A 16,318-nucleotide genomic window follows, 5' to 3' on the forward strand; every position below is an offset into this window, starting at 1 on the left:
CAGTCGGGTGATCGGAAATCTGCAGCGCCGCGCCAAGGCCTTCGGCTTCATCCTGCACGAAATGCCTGGGGAGCCTGATATGGCTGTTTCTTAGGAAGGCCACGCAGTTCTTCGCGAGCCAAAAGCCGTGAAGTTCGCTTTTGTGCATAGCTGGCGGCACCGATGGCCCGTTGAACTGCTCTGCCGTGTCATGCTTGTCAGTGAGCGCGGCTATCGTTCCTGGCGCTCGCGACCGATCAGTCGGCGGGAGCGGACGGATATGAAAGTGCTGGCCCATATCAGGGAACAGTACAGCCTCAGCCTTGGCAGCTATGGTCGTCCGAGGATGACCATGGAACTCAAAGAGGTTGGGCTCGACGTTGGCGAACGCCGGGTCGGGCGGCTGATGAAAATCAACGGGATCAAGCCGGTCCGCACGCGCAAGCACAAGGTCACGACCGACAGCCACCATCGCCTGGGGGTCGCAGCGAACTGGCTGGACGGCGACTTCGCCGCCGATGCGCCCAACCGTAAGTGGGCGGGCGACATCACCTATATCTGGACCTCAGAAGGCTGGCTCTACCTTGCCGTCATTCTCGACCTGCATAGCCGTCGCGTCGTGGGCTGGGCAGTCAGCGACAGAATGAAGAAGGACTTGGCGATCAGAGCGCTGGATATGGCGGTGCGCCTGCGCCAGCCTCCGGAAGGCTGCTTTTTTCATTCGGATCGTGGCAGCCAATATTGTTCTTACGACTATCAGAAAAAGCTGCAGGCCTATGGCCTGCGTCCATCGATGAGCGGCAAGGGAAATTGCTACGACAATGCGTCCGTCGAGACCTTCTTCAAATCCCTGAAGGCCGAACTCATCTGGCGGCAGAGCTGGCCGACGCGGCGTCAGGCAGAAGCCGCCATCTTCCAGTACATCAATGGCTTCTACAACACCCGTCGTCGCCATTCATATCTGGGCGGCATCAGCCCGCTCGCGTTCGAAGCCAAGGTGGCATAATGAGATAGGTGACCGGCACAAAACATGGGATAATCGCGGCGCGATTCGTCCCGGGCATCAGCATTTTGATATAGCTGACAGGGGTGGTTGCCCCCCGATATGATGGAAAAACGGGCTCACGATTGGCACCGGGCCCAAGCATCGCACGGAGAGCAACCATGAAACAGTATATAGGCTTTGACGTTTCACTAAAAGATACCGCGATTTCCATTCGTCAGGATGGAAAACGGATCTGGCGCGGCAAGTGCGCATCGGATCCCCAGATCCTGGCGCAGATAGTCCGCAAACACGCCCCGCATGCGGAGCGGGTGGTATTCGAGACAGGTCCATTGTCGACATGGTTCTATCATGCATTAACGGCGGCGGGAGTTCCCGCGGTCTGCATCGAAGCGCGTCATGCGCAGAAAATATTGAACGAGACGCTCAACAAGACTGATGCCAATGATGCTGACGGTCTGGCCCAACTGGCAGAAGCCGGCTTTTACAAGGCGGTCAGGGTGAAGTCGTTCGACGCCATGTTGACCCGCACACTGGTGGGCGCCCGCAACCTGTTGCTTACCATCTCAACGCAGCTGAGCAATCAGATCCGCGGGGTCATGAAGACGTTTGGCATCATCGTTCCCAAGGGTACAGGCCGTGTATTCGACGGGAATGTCCGCGAGCTTCTGGACGGCAGGGATGGCCTGGCACAGATCATATTGCCTTTGCTAGAGGCCTGGCGCGACATCCGCAAGCGCGCCGCAGAACTTGATCGTCAGTTGCTCGCCGCAGCCCGGCAAAGCCAGGCAATCAAGTTGCTGATGACGATCCCGGGAGTCGGGGCGGTCACGGCCGTCTCCTATGCTGCGGCGATCGAAGACCCAGCAAACTTCAAAACTTCACGCGCGGTCGGCGCCTGGCTCGGGCTTACCACGCGGCGTTACCAATCAGGCGAAGTGGATTATGACGGCCACATCTCGCGGCGAGGCGACAACTATCTGCGCGGCCTCTTATACGAGGCGGCAACGGTCATTCTCACGCGTACCCACGCTAGCAACCAGAGCGGCCTCAAAGACTGGGGCCTCAGGCTGCGCGAGCGGCTGGGTTTCAAGCGCGCCGCGGTCGCTGTGGCCCGCAAACTGGCAGTCATCATGCACACAATGCTCAATACAGGAGAGGCATTCAACACATCGGCTGGCGTCACCGCATAACCAATTCACCTGCTTAACTTCTCAGCGCGTCAGCATCTGACGTATTGAGGCGTCCCTGCCGCGGACGTGGGTCAGGTCATTCCGCTTTAACGGCTGCAGCTTTTTAAAGACTGCGCACAAAACATAGGAAGACCTTGCCTGCGGAGACCCATCATGCGGCGGCTTTATGCCGACCGCGAAGACAACCCTGCTCCCGGCATACGAAAACCCTCGCGCGACACGCCGTATTGAGAAAAACAAGCACAAGGTTGATTAACGTGTCGACGCCCTGCCCGACGCGATTAGCCTTCCCATGCCAACCACGCTTGACTGCAGGGATGCGATTATACAACCGTTACAAGTCCAGACGGTGCTCTGCAAAGTGCGGGACATGGAGAATGCGGTTCGCGCCGTACTACGCGAAAGCGGGCTCAAAGTGGGAGCTCCAGGGCGCAAGCTGTTCGCCACGCGGGTGCGCGAACTCGCTGAAACCGATCCTTCGCTGGCGGATATTACAGAACCCTTGCTGGCCATCATCGCCGCCATGCACTGCCAACTTGAACGGCTGACACGCCGTGTTCTTGAGGCTGTTCGAGTTGAACCGATCTGCCGACAGTTGATGACCGTGCCCGGCGTGGGGCCGCTGACGGCGCTCGCCTTTCGCGCGACGGTGGATCGACCTGACCGCTTCCGACGATCTCGCGATGTCGGTGCCCACCTTGGCCTGACTCCAAGGCGATATCAATCGGGTGAAACAGATGTGCAGGGACGCGTCAGCCGGTGCGGCGATGAACTCGCGCGCACATTGCTTTACGAGGCGGCCCATACGTTGTTGACCCGATGCAAGAAATGGTCGGCGCTCAAGGCCTGGGGCATAGGTATTGCCAAGCGGCGGGGGATGGCAAAGGCCCGCGTCGCTGTCGCCCGTAAGCTCGCAGTGATCCTGCATCGGATGTGGAGCGATCAGACCGAGTTTCGCTGGGGGAAGGTTCCTGCAGGCCAGGCAGCATGAGGAGGCACAATCAGAATCCCGCCTGAGAAGACGGGTAGCGTCGTTCCCATGGGGACGAAGGGCAAGACGATCTCGCTTAGAGTCCGGAACCTCAGCCCAGCTGAAGGTCGCGAAACAGATTGAGACGCCTTGCTCTCCATGACCCCATTATGCGGCGGCCTTGCGCCGACCGCGGAGAGAAGCGAGTGATCCATGGGAACGATCACGTAATCGAGGAAGCAGCTTGACCCAAAGGGCCCCAATCAGAGAAGACTCTTAGCAGCGCCACGTAGCATGGTTCATCCACACAGCGACTTGGGGATCGACTCCGCTGCGCCAGCTGCGGGTGAAAGCACATGCTACTCACGAAACACTCTGTGCACTCGGTCTGGCAAATCAAGGTCACTCACGGGCGAAAGACAGCATCTCCGTATCTCGTCCGCATATGCTGAGCTACCGAACTACGATAGCGTCTCTGCCGCCACGTCGTCGGGCTGTGATAGACGCCAATCGCCTTCCAGTAATTGCCGTTCGAGCGCAGGGCAGATAAGAATATCCACCTTGCAGCCTCCGCGTTGAAGCAGGGATCAAACCGCAGCCAATGTCGAACCTGAACAGGTGCACGCCCAACAAGCGCAGCGATGCGAGGTATCCACCAACTGTTGATCTGCAAGGGACCAAGATCGTAAGAGCCATTGATGTTACGAACCTCAGCGCCGATCCAGCCCGCTTCCTGATCGCGCAATCCCCAAAGCGTTTTCTCGAGCCAGGGCTGACCAAGCGAGGCTCGCCGAATACAGGCGGAGATCCGCAAGTCCCCCTCGTCAGAAGACTTCGAAAGTGTGGGGGCGGTGTACAATGCCATAGTGATGACGGCAGTGCATAGCAGCCTGGGGATGCCGTATGACCTCATCCGACCCTCCTGATAGCGGTTCCAGGCGTAGTGATCGTATTGGTCGGATCACTGTAAAGTGACAGCGCCGCAACTGGGCCACCTTTCAGAAATGCATAGAGCGCTCTCCCCGAACTGATCTCGGCGGCGGCGCTACGAGCGAAAGAAGTCCAGCTGTCAGGCCCGGTCCATCCAATGCGTCTGAAGGAAACTCTACACCTTCCGGTCAGGCGCGACGTACGGAATTCAAACCCATGCAGAGGTGGGACAGCGCCCGCGAAGCGCTTTCCCTGGGTCAGCTGAACGGCAAACTTACAGCGAAGCATAGGCAGTTACCTTATCGTTCGGGGCCATGGGAGGGTCCGGGTCGATGCGCAGGAGATTCGCTTTCCCGGTCGATGCCGGTTTTCGGCGCTGTCCATTCGGCGCGCGCATGGTCGAGAATGCCTGCGAGAAACCTGTCGAGCACCTGCGCGATGTTCCGGGCACCGTCGGCAAGATGCTCAGCCGCGCCACGGGGTGAGCGGTCACGATAGTGGAGTTGTCGCTCGAGCGCCCGATCGCGCCGCTCGTTTCGGTCTCGCTCCTGCTCGGCCCTCAAATTTTCCAGATGGCCTTCCCGGCGTTTCGAGAAGGCATCTACGCGGTCAGTCTTCAACCGGCCCAACCCTTCCGACGAAGACGTCTTCTCTCCTGATTGGCGCTCGAGCTTGCCAATCAGTTCCTTGACGTTGTTGGTCCATAGCCTGGCACCGAATGCCGCGCGGGTAATGGCAGTGTAGAAATTCTGGGCGTTGACCAGCGGCGATTCGACCGGCGCCAGCACGAAAACGCGCGGATAGGTTTTGGACTGGGCGGAATAGACCGTCTCTGCATAACCATGATCCCAGGTCCGGTGTTCCGACAGATTAACCTGCTGCACGCGCCCATCTCGATCCCAGCGGATCGTCGCTACCGGCCCATCAAGTTTTTCTGCGGTGCCGCGCTCCGCATTGCGTAGCCCGAGTTCGCGATTGACGAGCCGCCACTGCATACGGTCACCCTCCGCAATATCCCGTTCTTCAGGATTGAACACATTGATGTGGCGGGCCTTCGTCGTCTGCGGATCCCAGCGTATGACGCGCCCCTGATCGTCGACAAAACGCACAACCTGGCGCCCATTGACCTCCCGGCCTAGTCCAGCGACCCGATAGTCGGCGTGCCGTGCGATACCGAGGTCTGCAATGTCCCGCTCGAAACGCACCACCTGTCCTGCCCCGTAGAAGCGGGCCATATGCTTCTGGATATTGGTCGAGCCCGCTGGGGCCAGGATGGAAAACCTACTATCCTCGGCGGCCAGCCCATTCTCGTTTTTCAGCGCTTCGCGAATCTTACTGTTGACGATCAGCCGGGTCGCATTGTCGAGAACAAGGATATTGGTCCCTGCCCGTGATTCCGGCTTGAGCCGTATCCAGGCATTGACGACCTGCTCCGCCATCTTTTCATTGTCGTCGACGGTGTTGACGCTATCGAGCTTTGCCAATGCCTCGGCAAAGTTCCCGGCGCGCGCGGCGGTAACGGCAGCCTTGATCGATTTCGTTTCCTGCCGAACGGCTTGCGTCAACTCGACCGTCGGCAAGCCCAGCCTTCGCATCAACCAGAAGGGTTTGCCCTGCTCGATCGCCCCGGTCTGTTTCTCGTCTCCGAGGAAAAGCAGCCGTGCGCCGGTTGTCCCGCTGATCTCCAGCATCCGCTGGGCCTGGCGGCTGCCGAGCTGCCCTGCTTCATCGAGAACCAGCACATGGCGGTCCGTGATTCCCTGCCCGCCGCGCGCGACGAAGCTGGCGACAGTATGAGACATGATGTTCGCCTTGCTTCCCAGTTCCGCAGCGGCCGATGATGTGGGTGCTAATGCAATCAATGACGTTCCCGGCTCGGCCGCCTCAGCGAGAACTCTCACCAGCGTCGATTTTCCAGAACCGGCAACACCGTGAATCGCCGTGACCCGATCCCGCGTCAGCGCCGTCTCGACAAGTGCGCGCTGCTGCTGCGTGTTGAGCGACGTCCCGTCGAGCACGGCCAGCAAGCGATCGCTGGTGGCGATTGGACGCGCGTCATCAAGGCCAAGCGCGATATGCTGGGTCAATGCCAGCTCCAGACGCCAGGACTTCCGGCTGGTGCGGCCACGGGTCAACACCCTGTCACCGGTCTGATCATGGGTCGGCAGCAATTTGCGCAGGACCTCATGTGCTGCGATCCGGGGACGGATATCGTCGAGCCGGACTTCACCGACATAGGCAGCAAGACCAGTGCGCAATATATCGCCTAAATTGTTGACCGCCTCGGATGTCTCCAGTTGCCGCAAGCCAAAAAGAGCCGCACGCGACGCATCGCGTTCCGTGGGCGCCGGATGCTCCCCTTCCAGACCCCGCGCCAGCGCAGCAATCTCCTGCAGCGTTTCGACACGCTTGCCTGTCCGCTGATGCCATTGCGCGCTGAGTTCGGCCTCGCCGATCTTCACCTTCGCCTTGCGGGTGGCGTAAAAGGAAGCACGCTGGGCTTTCTGGCCCACCAGACCATGCTCGCGCGCATGGTCTTCAATCGCCTCGGCGCGCTTCGAGAAATGGTCGATCAGGTCCTTCGGCACGCTTCGTATCTCGAACAATCCGGAACGCGGATCAGCATCGATTTCATAGCCCGCTTCGCGCAAACCGAAGGCCAGCGCGTTGCGATAGATCTGCCCGGCCACGCGCTGTTCGCCATACATGACCCGGCTTTCCAGGCTTGCCATGGGATCGCCATTCTCGTGGTTCGTCATGTTGAGCACGACGAGATGCGTATGCAGATGTGGATCGAGTTCCCGGCTGCCATGCTCGGTGAAACGAGCAACCAGGATCCGGCCCGTTGTTTCGTGGACGATCTTCCCTTCATCACGGCGGCGCAACTGCGCCTGCTCTTCCAGATAGGAGATAGCCGCGTTCACCGCGCGCTCATGGGCGGCGAGCACGCGTTCGTCACCTGCCACCAGCCCCATGATCGAAACCGACTTTGGCGCATTGACCGCAAAATCCCAACCGGGGTGATGCTGAATTTCGCCATCCGCACGGTGTCGTCCGAGTTGTTGATCGCCGACTTTTCCAGCAAGTAGGTCGCGCAACAGCTTTGGATCAACAGCGCCGGAGAGGCCGAGATCGGCTGCCAGCTTCCCACCCCATTCAGACGGTTCGTTACCGCCCTTGGTGTAGTAATCGCCAACCGTGTAGTAGCGGGCGATATTGGCTGGTGTGCCATGGAGGCGTTGCGGCTGGATCATGCTGGCCTCGCCCGCTCACGCGGTCCGTCATCGCGGCCATGCTGGACAAGATCGGACCGGATTTCTCCCTGCTTGCCGGCAAGGATCGTCCAAAGGTTGCGGGCGGGCGCAGGCAAATCCGCATTCTCGTCATTGAGCAATAAATCTTCCACACGTTGCGGATCGATGTTCGGCGCTGGAAGCGTAAACAGTTCCGGCTGCGGTGATGGCCTCGGGACAGATTCTGAAGATAGCGAAGGCTTCGCTGGCTTGATCTCGACATGTGTCGCTGGCGGAGATGACTGCGTGGCTTCCCGCTCCATCGCTTCACGAACACGCGCTTCGGCGTGAGCGATGCGAACGAGCATCTCGGCCTTGTCGATCTGAATGGGGGGTGTCGTGCGTTCGAGGAAGGCTGGTCCCAAAGAGGGTACGTCGTTGAACCGGCTATCGAACCGCACCACGGGCAAATTGCGGCCGAAGCGCAGGAAGCCCACCAGGTTGGGCAGGTTGGTGACCTCGGTCGACATGACCAGTGGCCGCGTCACCTGCATCCGCGACAGATTGACCCCATCGCGCATGTCGTTGACCCCATAGGACATGCCCTCATTGGCTTCGACCTGTTCGACCTGACCAAGGTTGATCGAAACATGCTCGGCGGTATCCGTGTCATTCGCGCGCAGCGCCACCCAGGTCGAGCAATAGCCAGTGATCGCAGCCGCATCGTCCTTGCCGTAAGTGGCCTTGAGCTGGGGATAGGACTGGAAGCCCAATATGCCGCAGCCGCCATATTTGCGGGCACGGGCAAGGAAATCCGAGAGCGACGGCAGCTTATGCAGCGTCGGCAGTTCATCGATCACGCAATAGAGCCGCCGGTCGCGATCTGGCGTCAGGCTCATGATCGCGCTGATTGCGATGTCGAGCCAGACGGTGATAAGCGGGCGTAGCGAGGGAAGCTGATCGGCTTTCACTGTGATGAAGAGCCAGCTTCCATCAGCGCCCTTTTCCACCCAGTCTCGGATCGAGAAGCCGTCTTCGGTGTCATCGAGATAGCCGAAGCTGCGCATGACCGATGCAAGTTCGGCCTGGATGCCGGCTGATGTCCGTTCGCCTTCGGTGCTGATGAAGGCGGCGGCATCGGTCCCGGTGACAAAGGCGGCGAGGTCCTTCAGTTTAGAGCGCAGCAGACGGTCGAGCAGGACCGAGACATAGGTATGTTTCTGGCGCGCCAACTTGCGCATGACCGCAACCAGCGTCCCCCGCGCCGCCTTCGCCCAGAAGGGATCGCCATGCTTGTCGGGAATGGTCGATTCCGCGATCTGATCATAATGGTAGTCGCGCGGCACATCGACCCAGGGCGACCAGCGCGCCGCGCGCTGGTCGAGCGGGTTGAGCAACATGTCAGTGCCCTGCCGATAGAATTTCTCGACGAAGGTCCCGGCGGTATCATAGACGATGGCGCGCCGACCCGATTTGCGGATGCCGTCGAGCATGCCGACGATCAGGTTTGTCTTGCCTGTGCCCGGCGCACCGCACAGCAGGATATGCTCAGGCTCATAGGCCTCAGGCACCGGCACATTACCGATTACCAGCGGTCCCTTGGTCTGTCGCCATAGCGCGCGTTTCACCTGACGGATCGTGCCGAACCTTGCCCCTCGCAGATATTCGTTGGAGCCCAGGCCCTTACCCGTCCGGGTGAAGTAGAACCAGGCCCAGGCGAGCATGACAAGGGTGAACAGGCCAGAGAGCAGTGCGCCATGCAGCAGATAGACTTCAAATGCATGCAGGGTCTTTTTCGCGAGGGTGGAGGCAACCAGCCAGTCCGCCGAGGTCCAGTAGGCCTGGCCTTCGGGGGTGCGAAACTGCACCGGATCATTGGTCCCGGCGGCGGCATCCACCTTGATCGTGGCTTCGGCCAATTTGACCAGAACGAACCGCTCATACTCGGTCGACTTCTCGAACGCATACCAGAGCGTGCCGATGATCCAGATGATGAAGCCGGCCAATATGGTCTGGTAGAAGACCTGGGTCGTCATTCGGACATTGTGGACGATCGCCTGTCCGCCCCGCGTCCAGGAGCCTAACGTGTCGTTGCGAAAGATGCTCATGGGATATCCTCGCCGCCAAGCAGTCCACGTTCGGCAAGGATCATTCGGGCCTGCGCCATGCCCTGCTCGAGCGCGCTGGGAGATTGCTCGCCGACGGACGTCGCGACGATTGACAGGATCTGGATCGAGGTGGCGAGGATCTCATCCTGGGAGGAGAAGACATAGCGTTTGCGCTCATCGACCGCCTGTTCAAGGAGCTGACGGATGAACCCCGATAAGGACAGGTTCGCGCCGAGCGCACGGCGCATCAAGGCGGCATGCAGCGATTCATCGAGGCGGAAATTTAGCTTGGGCAAGCGAAGGGTCTCCTTATCCGGAGACCTTCGAAAATATCATGAAGCGGTCGCATATTACCGGAACGGCAATATTGGTGCAAGCCGCCCTATCACCAGATTGATCCAGAGATTTAGCGCTGAGAATACCTGCCGACAGGAAAACGGGCTGAGCGGACTCTGTCAGTTGCCTCTGATGATGATGGAAGGCGGCGGCGTTCCGCCTGTCTCCCCGCGGTGTCGACGGATTTCGCCGATCCCCAGTCTGATCTTCTTGGCTACAACGTCCGACATGCGCCGCACCTCACTGGGCGTATCGAGACCAGGGACGCCCTCCAGAAACTCGGCCAGCAAAATCGTGAGCATCTGACAGACTTCGGCTGAGCCGATATAGAGTGTGTCCCCCTTCCCCGCTTCCGGAGAGTGCTGCCTTTGCGCCGACACTTCGCAGATGGCCTTTACCACCGCCCGGCGTAGGTCGCTGATATAGTCCTCGTTCAATTCCGGCATGGCGCTATCCTTTCTGAAGCGGCAAAAAGACCATGAATTCGGCCAGGATTCAACGGGCGTCGCCCCGACGGTTCCGGCGTCACTACATTCTGGGATCCGCAATGGCGTACGACGCGTATCACCAAATTCCAGATGTCGTTTCAATAAGATAGGTTGGACCAAGTGAGCGTGGTGTTTCGCGTACGACAGCCCACCGGTTCGACGTAAGACATGTAGTACAGACTTATCTTAATGTTTTCAGGGCATAATGCGCGCGCAGCACCCGTGCGTAGGGTCCATTACAAAACGGCCTTGCGCCGTGCGTCTCGCCTTACGCAGCGCGCTCGCGCTGCGCTGTCTCGTGCCGGTAGGCGCGGGGCACCCTTGCTGCTGGTTTTCAGGGACCGATATCAGGGCGGTTTGAGGGGTAGAGCTCATGAGCTTGTTCTCCCAGAATTTAAAATGGAGGTCGGATATAAGGCCCGGTCCCGAGAGCGTGATTACCTTTCATCAGGGGATTTAACGCCGGGCTTCGCTTGCCAGCATCGCTGCCTCGTCAGCGCGCCGTACACCCCGCCAGTCCCCCAGGAAGCGGCAAGCCGCACTTGCTTTGGCCCGTCGATATGGCACAGTTGCGTGTGACGGGCAGGCCATCGGGGAAGGACGATGGAAATGCCAAAGATGACCGAAAGGGATCGGCTTGCCGACCTCGAAACACGTCAGCGCAAGCTGACGGAAGATCTGGAAACCGCCCGCCGCGCTTTGCGCGGAAAATATGCGGCAATGGTGAACGACGTGCCGATAGAGACGCTGACGGAGCGCGAGTTCCGCGAACTTCTGATGCAGGCGATCCGGGTTGGTGGCAGCGCAGCGCTGACGGCCCTGAAAAAGTTGCCGCCGGTGACCTGACCCGCCGCGAAGCGGCAATCTGATGATGACCGGCAGGAGTGGAGCATAAAATGCCCATTCCTGTCGGTATCAGAGCGCAGGATGACGATGCGGCCTTCCGGGGCAAACCCGATAGTGATGAAGCATCCCCGTTCTGCACATCGACGGATATCAGCGAGACTTCCCCTGCTCCGATCATTCTAGATGATAAAGCCATAGGAGGCATTCCGCGCTATGGCCCTCCCCTCCTCCGATCGTCACGCTGAACGTTTTCGCGACGACCAGCCCTTCCAAACCGCACCCGAAGGGTGTCCCTGCGACGAGCACGGCGAAGCCGCGCGCAGGAGGCCGGGACCGCGCTGGCGGTTCCGCATCGCCTCCGCGACGGGCCCGCGCGCGGGTCCCTGAGCGGGGGCGAGTGCTGCGCTCGAAAAAGAAATGAGGACCGGCCCGACAAAGCAGACCGATCCTCTCGGGCGTCACTGCGCTTCCCATTCCTGATCGCTCAGTCGGACGAACCGTGCCGGGATACTCTTCTCTCTGACCAGCCGCGCGAGGTGCGATTGCAATCCCGATCCTTCGCAGACCAGCGCCTCGACGGGACGGAGGCCCACCATCTGCTCGTTGCGTACGAACCCCGCCCGCTTGCCCAGCTTTGCGCTGAGCCGGAAGGTGATGAGCGTCACCTTGCGCGACGCTGCCCAGGCTGCGGCCATGGCGTCGCACCCCTTGTCCTGCGCAGTCGTCGCCAGCACCATCATCGGATTTCGGGATTTGGCTTCATCGAGCTTCTCCCAGATGAGGCAGTCGTCGAACCAGCATTCCGCCCCGCCGGAGAAGATCACGATGGGCCCCTGCGGGTTGTGAGCGTCGGTTCGGCGCTGACGACGGGCGGCGAGGAAATCGGTGGCGGCAATAACCGACGCCGTGCGCTTGCTCGACACCAGCGATCCTTTCGGCGCGGACCATGGCCGTCCGGTTTCGGTGTGAAAGACGTCGGCGGCATGGTCGCGCATGCACCGCAGCGCATCGGTAGCTTCGTCGAGATATTCGAGCTCGTCGCGTGCCTGCTCGAGTTCGACGCTGTGGATTTCGCTGCCATCGGCGCGACGCAGCAGGTCCTGAACCTGCCGTGTTGCCTTGTCGGCCTGGCCCTCCCACTGGTCGGCGACGTGATGGAAGCTGTTGACGATACCCCATGCCAGGCGTTGCGCGGCGGGTTCCAAGCGCGTGTCCCGTAATACGTCGAAGAGTGTCGTGACGATCAGTTCGACGGCGAGCTGCGCTTCCCTCGCATCGGGCATGTCGGTTGCCAACTCCTCACCGCCTTGCCCGATGCGGATGCCTTCGAGATCGGAGGCGAAGGCAGCATGGAAGTCGTCGGTGGTGGTCGCTGTCTCCTGCGTGATGAATGCGTCGATGTCGGAACGGGGGCGATCGGTCTGGTTGATCTTCGTCATATGAACCTCCTTTTGAAACGAAAGAGGTTCCCCCTTGGGCACGGGCTCCGAGCGGTGGGGTCAAGGATCGCGGAACGCGACCGGCGCAGCCGGCGATGGGGGTCACGATTTTTTGGGGCGGCCACCATGGTCGAGTGAGAAGCGCGGCGCCTGACCCGCCCCGAAAAATGGTGGGGCCCCGTCGTCCTTGAGGCCGACGCGGTCCCGTGCCACCCTTGGAATTCTTGAGAGAGAGAAGAGGCGTTGCGAATCTGGGGCTCGATGCCCCTGATTCGCAAATGGGTGCCTCCAGGCGCCGACCTCGCGGGGGAGGCTGGCAACGCTTGCCCTCATCGCCAGGGTCAGCATCTGTTCCATGAAAAAGGGGACAGCGCACGTAGCGCTGTCCCCGAACGAAATGCAAACGATGTAATGTCAGGCGGCACGGCGAAGTTGGCTGCGCCGGGGCGGAGTGACATTTTCGACCGGAACCTGATCGGCCTTGCGGAAGGCATGGATCGGAACGCCTGCCTTGCGCAGAGCCTGATAAAGATTGGCCTGAATACCCGATCCCTCACCCAGCAAAGCTTCGACAGGCTTTAGATCCACCAGCTTGCGATTGCGGGCGAAGGGCGCACCGCGCCCCGACCCCGTCAGCGAATATGTCACAAGTTGCACCTCCCGATTGCCAGCCCAAGAGGCCACGATCGCGTCGAAGCCCTTGCGCTGCGCAGTCGTCACCAGTGTCATATGCGGGATACGTTCGAGGATCGTGTCGAGCCGATCCCAGAGCAATTGCCAGTCATGCCATTCCGCATGGCCTGAGGCGATGACGATCGGTCCGCGGGGGCGGTATCGCTCGCGTTCGACCAGTTCCCGGGCACGCAGGAAATCCTGTATCGACACCTGCGTAGCGGTAGCGGCCTTCGAGACGCGCGATCCACGCGCCGGCGACCAGGGGCGACCCGATAGCACGCGGAAAGTTTCGGCGGCATAATCGCGCATACACTCGACCGCCTCGCGCTGTTCGGTCAGCGACTGGCACAGGAGCTGTTTCTCCTCCAGTTCGCTGTTGAAGACCTCGGAAGGCTCGATCCGCCGGATCATGTCGCGCAGCTCATGGGCGAGCATGTCTTCCTGTCTTTCAAGCTTGCCCGCGACGAAGTGGAAACTGTTGACCATGCCCCAGGCGATCTCGGGCGCCAGCGCGTCCAGGCGGGTATCGGTCAAGAGATCGAAGATGGTGGCGATCACACCCGCGCAATCGGCCTGCGCGTGGAGCGGTTCGGGCATGTCATGCTCGCCCGGTTCGTCGCCCGGCGCGATGATCGAAAGCGGGATGGGATCGCCAAAGGCGCGTTTGAATTCCGGTGTCGCCGTCATCTGTGCAAACAGTGTCGGCAGGTCTGCAAAGTGGCTGATACTGTGCGAATGGTCATGGGTCATGGGACTTCTCCTCATCATGGAAAAGGAAACAGGGGCGCGAACGCGCAACAGCGTCCCGCCCCATTATGTCGATCAGTGCATGTTCGCCCGTACGCTGGCGAAAGCGGTTGAGCGCGTCAGGACGGCATCGACGATTTGCGCCGCATGGGGCGCAAAGGGCGTGCCTTCGAGCAGGTCATAGATAGCAGTGATGATCTCGCCGCATGTAACGCCGCCAGGGATCTCCGGCGAGCGGCCCGCAAGCGTGTTTTGGAGTGCCAGCAGGTCCCGGATAGCGGGACTGGCGATAATCGCGGCGCAGAGCGCTGAGAGATCAGACAGCGGCGCGATGTGATGAAAAGAAGGAAGCGGCATGGACTGTCTCCTCATGCGAAGAAAGGAAAAGGGCCGGGGAGGCCTGACGCCTCCCCGGCCCGGAACGGGTTCCGATTAACGAGTGATCAGAACGGGTCCTCCTCGCCGAACGCTGCGCCCGCCCCGGCCAGTTCGCCGTCAGTCCCTGCGGTGCTGTCGCCGAAGCCGCCTTCGTCGCGCGAACCGCGATCGTCATAATTGGTCCGGCTGGTCCCCATGCTGCCCCCAAAATCGGAGCGCATGGTGTCGCGCCGCCATGCGACCATGTAGCCGCCATGATCGGCCGGGAAGAGCGCGATCGGCAGCGGTTCAGGCAGGCTGGGATCGTCGATATTGCCGGCAAGGAAGACCTCGCCGGTGCGCTTGGACGCAGCCTCCCACAATGCGCCGACCTGAACCCAGCGACGCGCGACGTTGAGCGCCAGGATCTCATAGACCGGAGCCTTCTCATTCTCGCTCATGACCTTGCGCAGCCCGATGCGCGGGAGATCGATCGTGCGGGTGGCGATCGAGCCCGTCAGGCGGCCGTTCTGATTGAAGATTTCACCGATGTTCATCGTCTTGACCTTTCGAATGTCGCTCGAAATCCATTTTCCGGCGACACCCTCCCCGTCCCTTCTCTCCTCTCTGTCCCGCCCTTGCCCCGCGCGCCGCCCGCCCCGGGAACAGCGCTCCACATCCTCCGGCGCGACGCTCCCCCGTCCCCTCCACCCGCAACGCCAGGCCAGGCCACAATTCTGCGCAAACCTGCAGCACGACGAGGCCCGAATGCAGACGAGCAGGCGACGGCCACGTTGAATTGGGGGGATGAGGCTGGAGACGCGGCGGTAGCCGCGTTGGCGCTAGGGTCGAGCGGGTAGTGGTAGCGGTGCGCGAGGCAAGATCAGGTGGCACCTACAGGCAGAACCGACAGCATTGCGAGGACCGGCACGGACCGGTGCGTTTCCAGTCTCGAGCGATCAACTGATGGCGGCGGACCGCATAGCGGAATCCTCGGAGACATTGATCGCATTGGCAGGCAATGAGGAGCAGGCCTGTCCGGCATTGAAGCGTTCGATCCAGGTGCCGATATGGGCACGGCGTTCGATCGGGACAGCGGCGGCCGCACGCTGGAATTCGAGAAGATCGAGCGGTGCGTTGGCTACGATCTCGTCAATATCGGCAGGATCGAGCAGTCCCTCGGCCCGAATGAAGGCCGTCATCGATCCGGGGCGCTTCCGGGTCGATTTGCGCCATAGTCCTTCTATCGTGCGCAGGCGCGGTGCCGCGCGCGCTTCGAGAAGGACGATGAGGCGCAATTCCGCGCGCGGCAACGCCCGGACCTCAGAAATCTGCATGGCGGTACAAAAGAAGCACGAGCTCTTATGGAAAGCTGGCAAGCCCTCTTGCGCTATGACACGCTCGCAATCTTCACGCGTAAAACCCCAATCCCGCAGTGGATATCGGTATTCATAAAGATCTGAGATATGCCCTTCGCGATGGGCATAACGCTGATTGTCACGGGCCGAGCAGTCGTAACCGATAAGCCGAACGACTTTCTGACCATTGGCCCAGGCATGCTGTGCCGCAGGCCAGGCCTTGACCCATTTGTCCTGTGGGGAAATTTTATGTCGCGCCGAACAACTATGCTGCCCGAATGCGATCGACGGCAATGTGCCGTTGGTCAGACAGGCATCGAGAAGCGAGGTGTAGGGCGGCCAATGCTTGAAGAATCTGGGCTGATATTCGACGATCTCGTTGGGAACGCCATGATCGTCCATCCACTGACGGAAGACAGGGATAAGCCGGCGGGTGTGAGGCTGCTCGGGCATTGCCGCCAACAAGGTCATGTCAGGGATTTCGCCCCGACGGACAAGTTCGATGATCATCGCGGTCGAGTTAGTGCCCGCCCCCCATGCCGCGACGACGGGCGCACGCTTGCCCGCGTTCATGCCGCCATCGCCAGCCACCGATCCGGCCAGACCGGCGGCCTTGTCGTCACCTGATAGGCCTGCAAGGGCACAATCCCGCGGAT

At 60.7% G+C, this 16,318-nt stretch carries 11 protein-coding genes and 2 pseudogenes; 4 read left to right on the plus strand and 9 right to left on the minus strand.

Features of this window, described 5'->3' with window-relative positions:
* Positions 1 to 94 precede the first annotated feature (94 nt).
* The 3 genes and pseudogenes from D0Z70_RS18925 to D0Z70_RS18935 all read left to right on the plus strand — a co-directional run.
* Positions 95 to 985 (plus strand): annotated as a pseudogene (locus tag D0Z70_RS18925) (IS3 family transposase); the annotation flags it as partial.
* Positions 986 to 1,143: 158 nt separating this feature from the next.
* Complete coding sequence (locus tag D0Z70_RS18930) at positions 1,144 to 2,175, plus strand: IS110 family RNA-guided transposase (RefSeq protein ID WP_086486315.1); 1,032 nt, start codon at positions 1,144 to 1,146, stop codon at positions 2,173 to 2,175.
* Between the two features lie 349 nt (positions 2,176 to 2,524).
* Positions 2,525 to 3,166 (plus strand): annotated as a pseudogene (locus tag D0Z70_RS18935) (IS110 family RNA-guided transposase); the annotation flags it as partial.
* A gap of 1,208 nt (positions 3,167 to 4,374) precedes the next feature.
* Here D0Z70_RS18935 and mobF read toward each other — a convergent pair.
* From mobF to D0Z70_RS18960, 4 genes are all read right to left on the minus strand, one after another.
* Positions 4,375 to 7,329, minus strand: a complete 2,955-nt coding sequence (gene mobF, locus D0Z70_RS18945) for a MobF family relaxase (RefSeq protein ID WP_086486314.1) — start codon at positions 7,327 to 7,329, stop codon at positions 4,375 to 4,377.
* Positions 7,326 to 9,416, minus strand: coding sequence for a type IV secretion system DNA-binding domain-containing protein (locus D0Z70_RS18950; protein ID WP_086486313.1), 2,091 nt, complete (start codon positions 9,414 to 9,416; stop codon positions 7,326 to 7,328). Before D0Z70_RS18950 ends, mobF begins: the two co-directional genes overlap by 4 nt.
* Positions 9,413 to 9,712 (minus strand): CopG family transcriptional regulator, encoded by a 300-nt coding sequence (locus D0Z70_RS18955; protein ID WP_086486312.1) that lies wholly within the window; start codon positions 9,710 to 9,712, stop codon positions 9,413 to 9,415. The genes D0Z70_RS18950 and D0Z70_RS18955 overlap by 4 nt, the downstream gene beginning before the upstream one ends.
* 159 nt (positions 9,713 to 9,871) lie before the next feature.
* On the minus strand, positions 9,872 to 10,198 hold the full coding sequence (locus tag D0Z70_RS18960) for a hypothetical protein (RefSeq protein ID WP_086486311.1): 327 nt from the start codon (positions 10,196 to 10,198) through the stop codon (positions 9,872 to 9,874).
* Positions 10,199 to 10,858: 660 nt separating this feature from the next.
* Here D0Z70_RS18960 and D0Z70_RS18965 point away from each other — a divergent pair.
* Complete coding sequence (locus tag D0Z70_RS18965) at positions 10,859 to 11,086, plus strand: hypothetical protein (protein WP_239019022.1); 228 nt, start codon at positions 10,859 to 10,861, stop codon at positions 11,084 to 11,086.
* Positions 11,087 to 11,544: 458 nt separating this feature from the next.
* Here D0Z70_RS18965 and D0Z70_RS18970 read toward each other — a convergent pair whose 3' ends face one another.
* The 5 genes from D0Z70_RS18970 to D0Z70_RS18990 all read right to left on the minus strand — a co-directional run bounded on the left by D0Z70_RS18970 (position 11,545) and on the right by D0Z70_RS18990 (position 16,235).
* Positions 11,545 to 12,525 (minus strand): SLOG family protein, encoded by a 981-nt coding sequence (locus D0Z70_RS18970; protein ID WP_119749163.1) that lies wholly within the window; start codon positions 12,523 to 12,525, stop codon positions 11,545 to 11,547.
* Between the two features lie 414 nt (positions 12,526 to 12,939).
* A complete protein-coding gene (locus tag D0Z70_RS18975) occupies positions 12,940 to 13,950 on the minus strand; it encodes a DUF2493 domain-containing protein (protein ID WP_119749165.1) in 1,011 nt (336 codons plus the stop codon).
* Between the two features lie 72 nt (positions 13,951 to 14,022).
* Complete coding sequence (locus tag D0Z70_RS18980; protein ID WP_119749167.1) at positions 14,023 to 14,304, minus strand: hypothetical protein; 282 nt, start codon at positions 14,302 to 14,304, stop codon at positions 14,023 to 14,025.
* An 86-nt stretch (positions 14,305 to 14,390) separates the two neighbouring features.
* The gene (locus tag D0Z70_RS18985; RefSeq protein ID WP_119749169.1) at positions 14,391 to 14,861 is read right to left on the minus strand and encodes a DUF736 domain-containing protein; all 471 of its coding nucleotides are present in this window, start codon (positions 14,859 to 14,861) and stop codon (positions 14,391 to 14,393) included.
* 402 nt (positions 14,862 to 15,263) lie between these two features.
* Positions 15,264 to 16,235 carry a hypothetical protein gene (locus D0Z70_RS18990; protein ID WP_119749171.1) on the minus strand — a complete coding sequence of 324 codons (972 nt, stop codon included), beginning with the start codon at positions 16,233 to 16,235 and terminating at the stop codon, positions 15,264 to 15,266.
* Positions 16,236 to 16,318 lie beyond the last annotated feature (83 nt).

Origin of the sequence: Sphingobium terrigena, assembly GCF_003591655.1 — a bacterium.
Classification (GTDB): Bacteria; Pseudomonadota; Alphaproteobacteria; order Sphingomonadales; family Sphingomonadaceae; genus Sphingobium; species Sphingobium terrigena.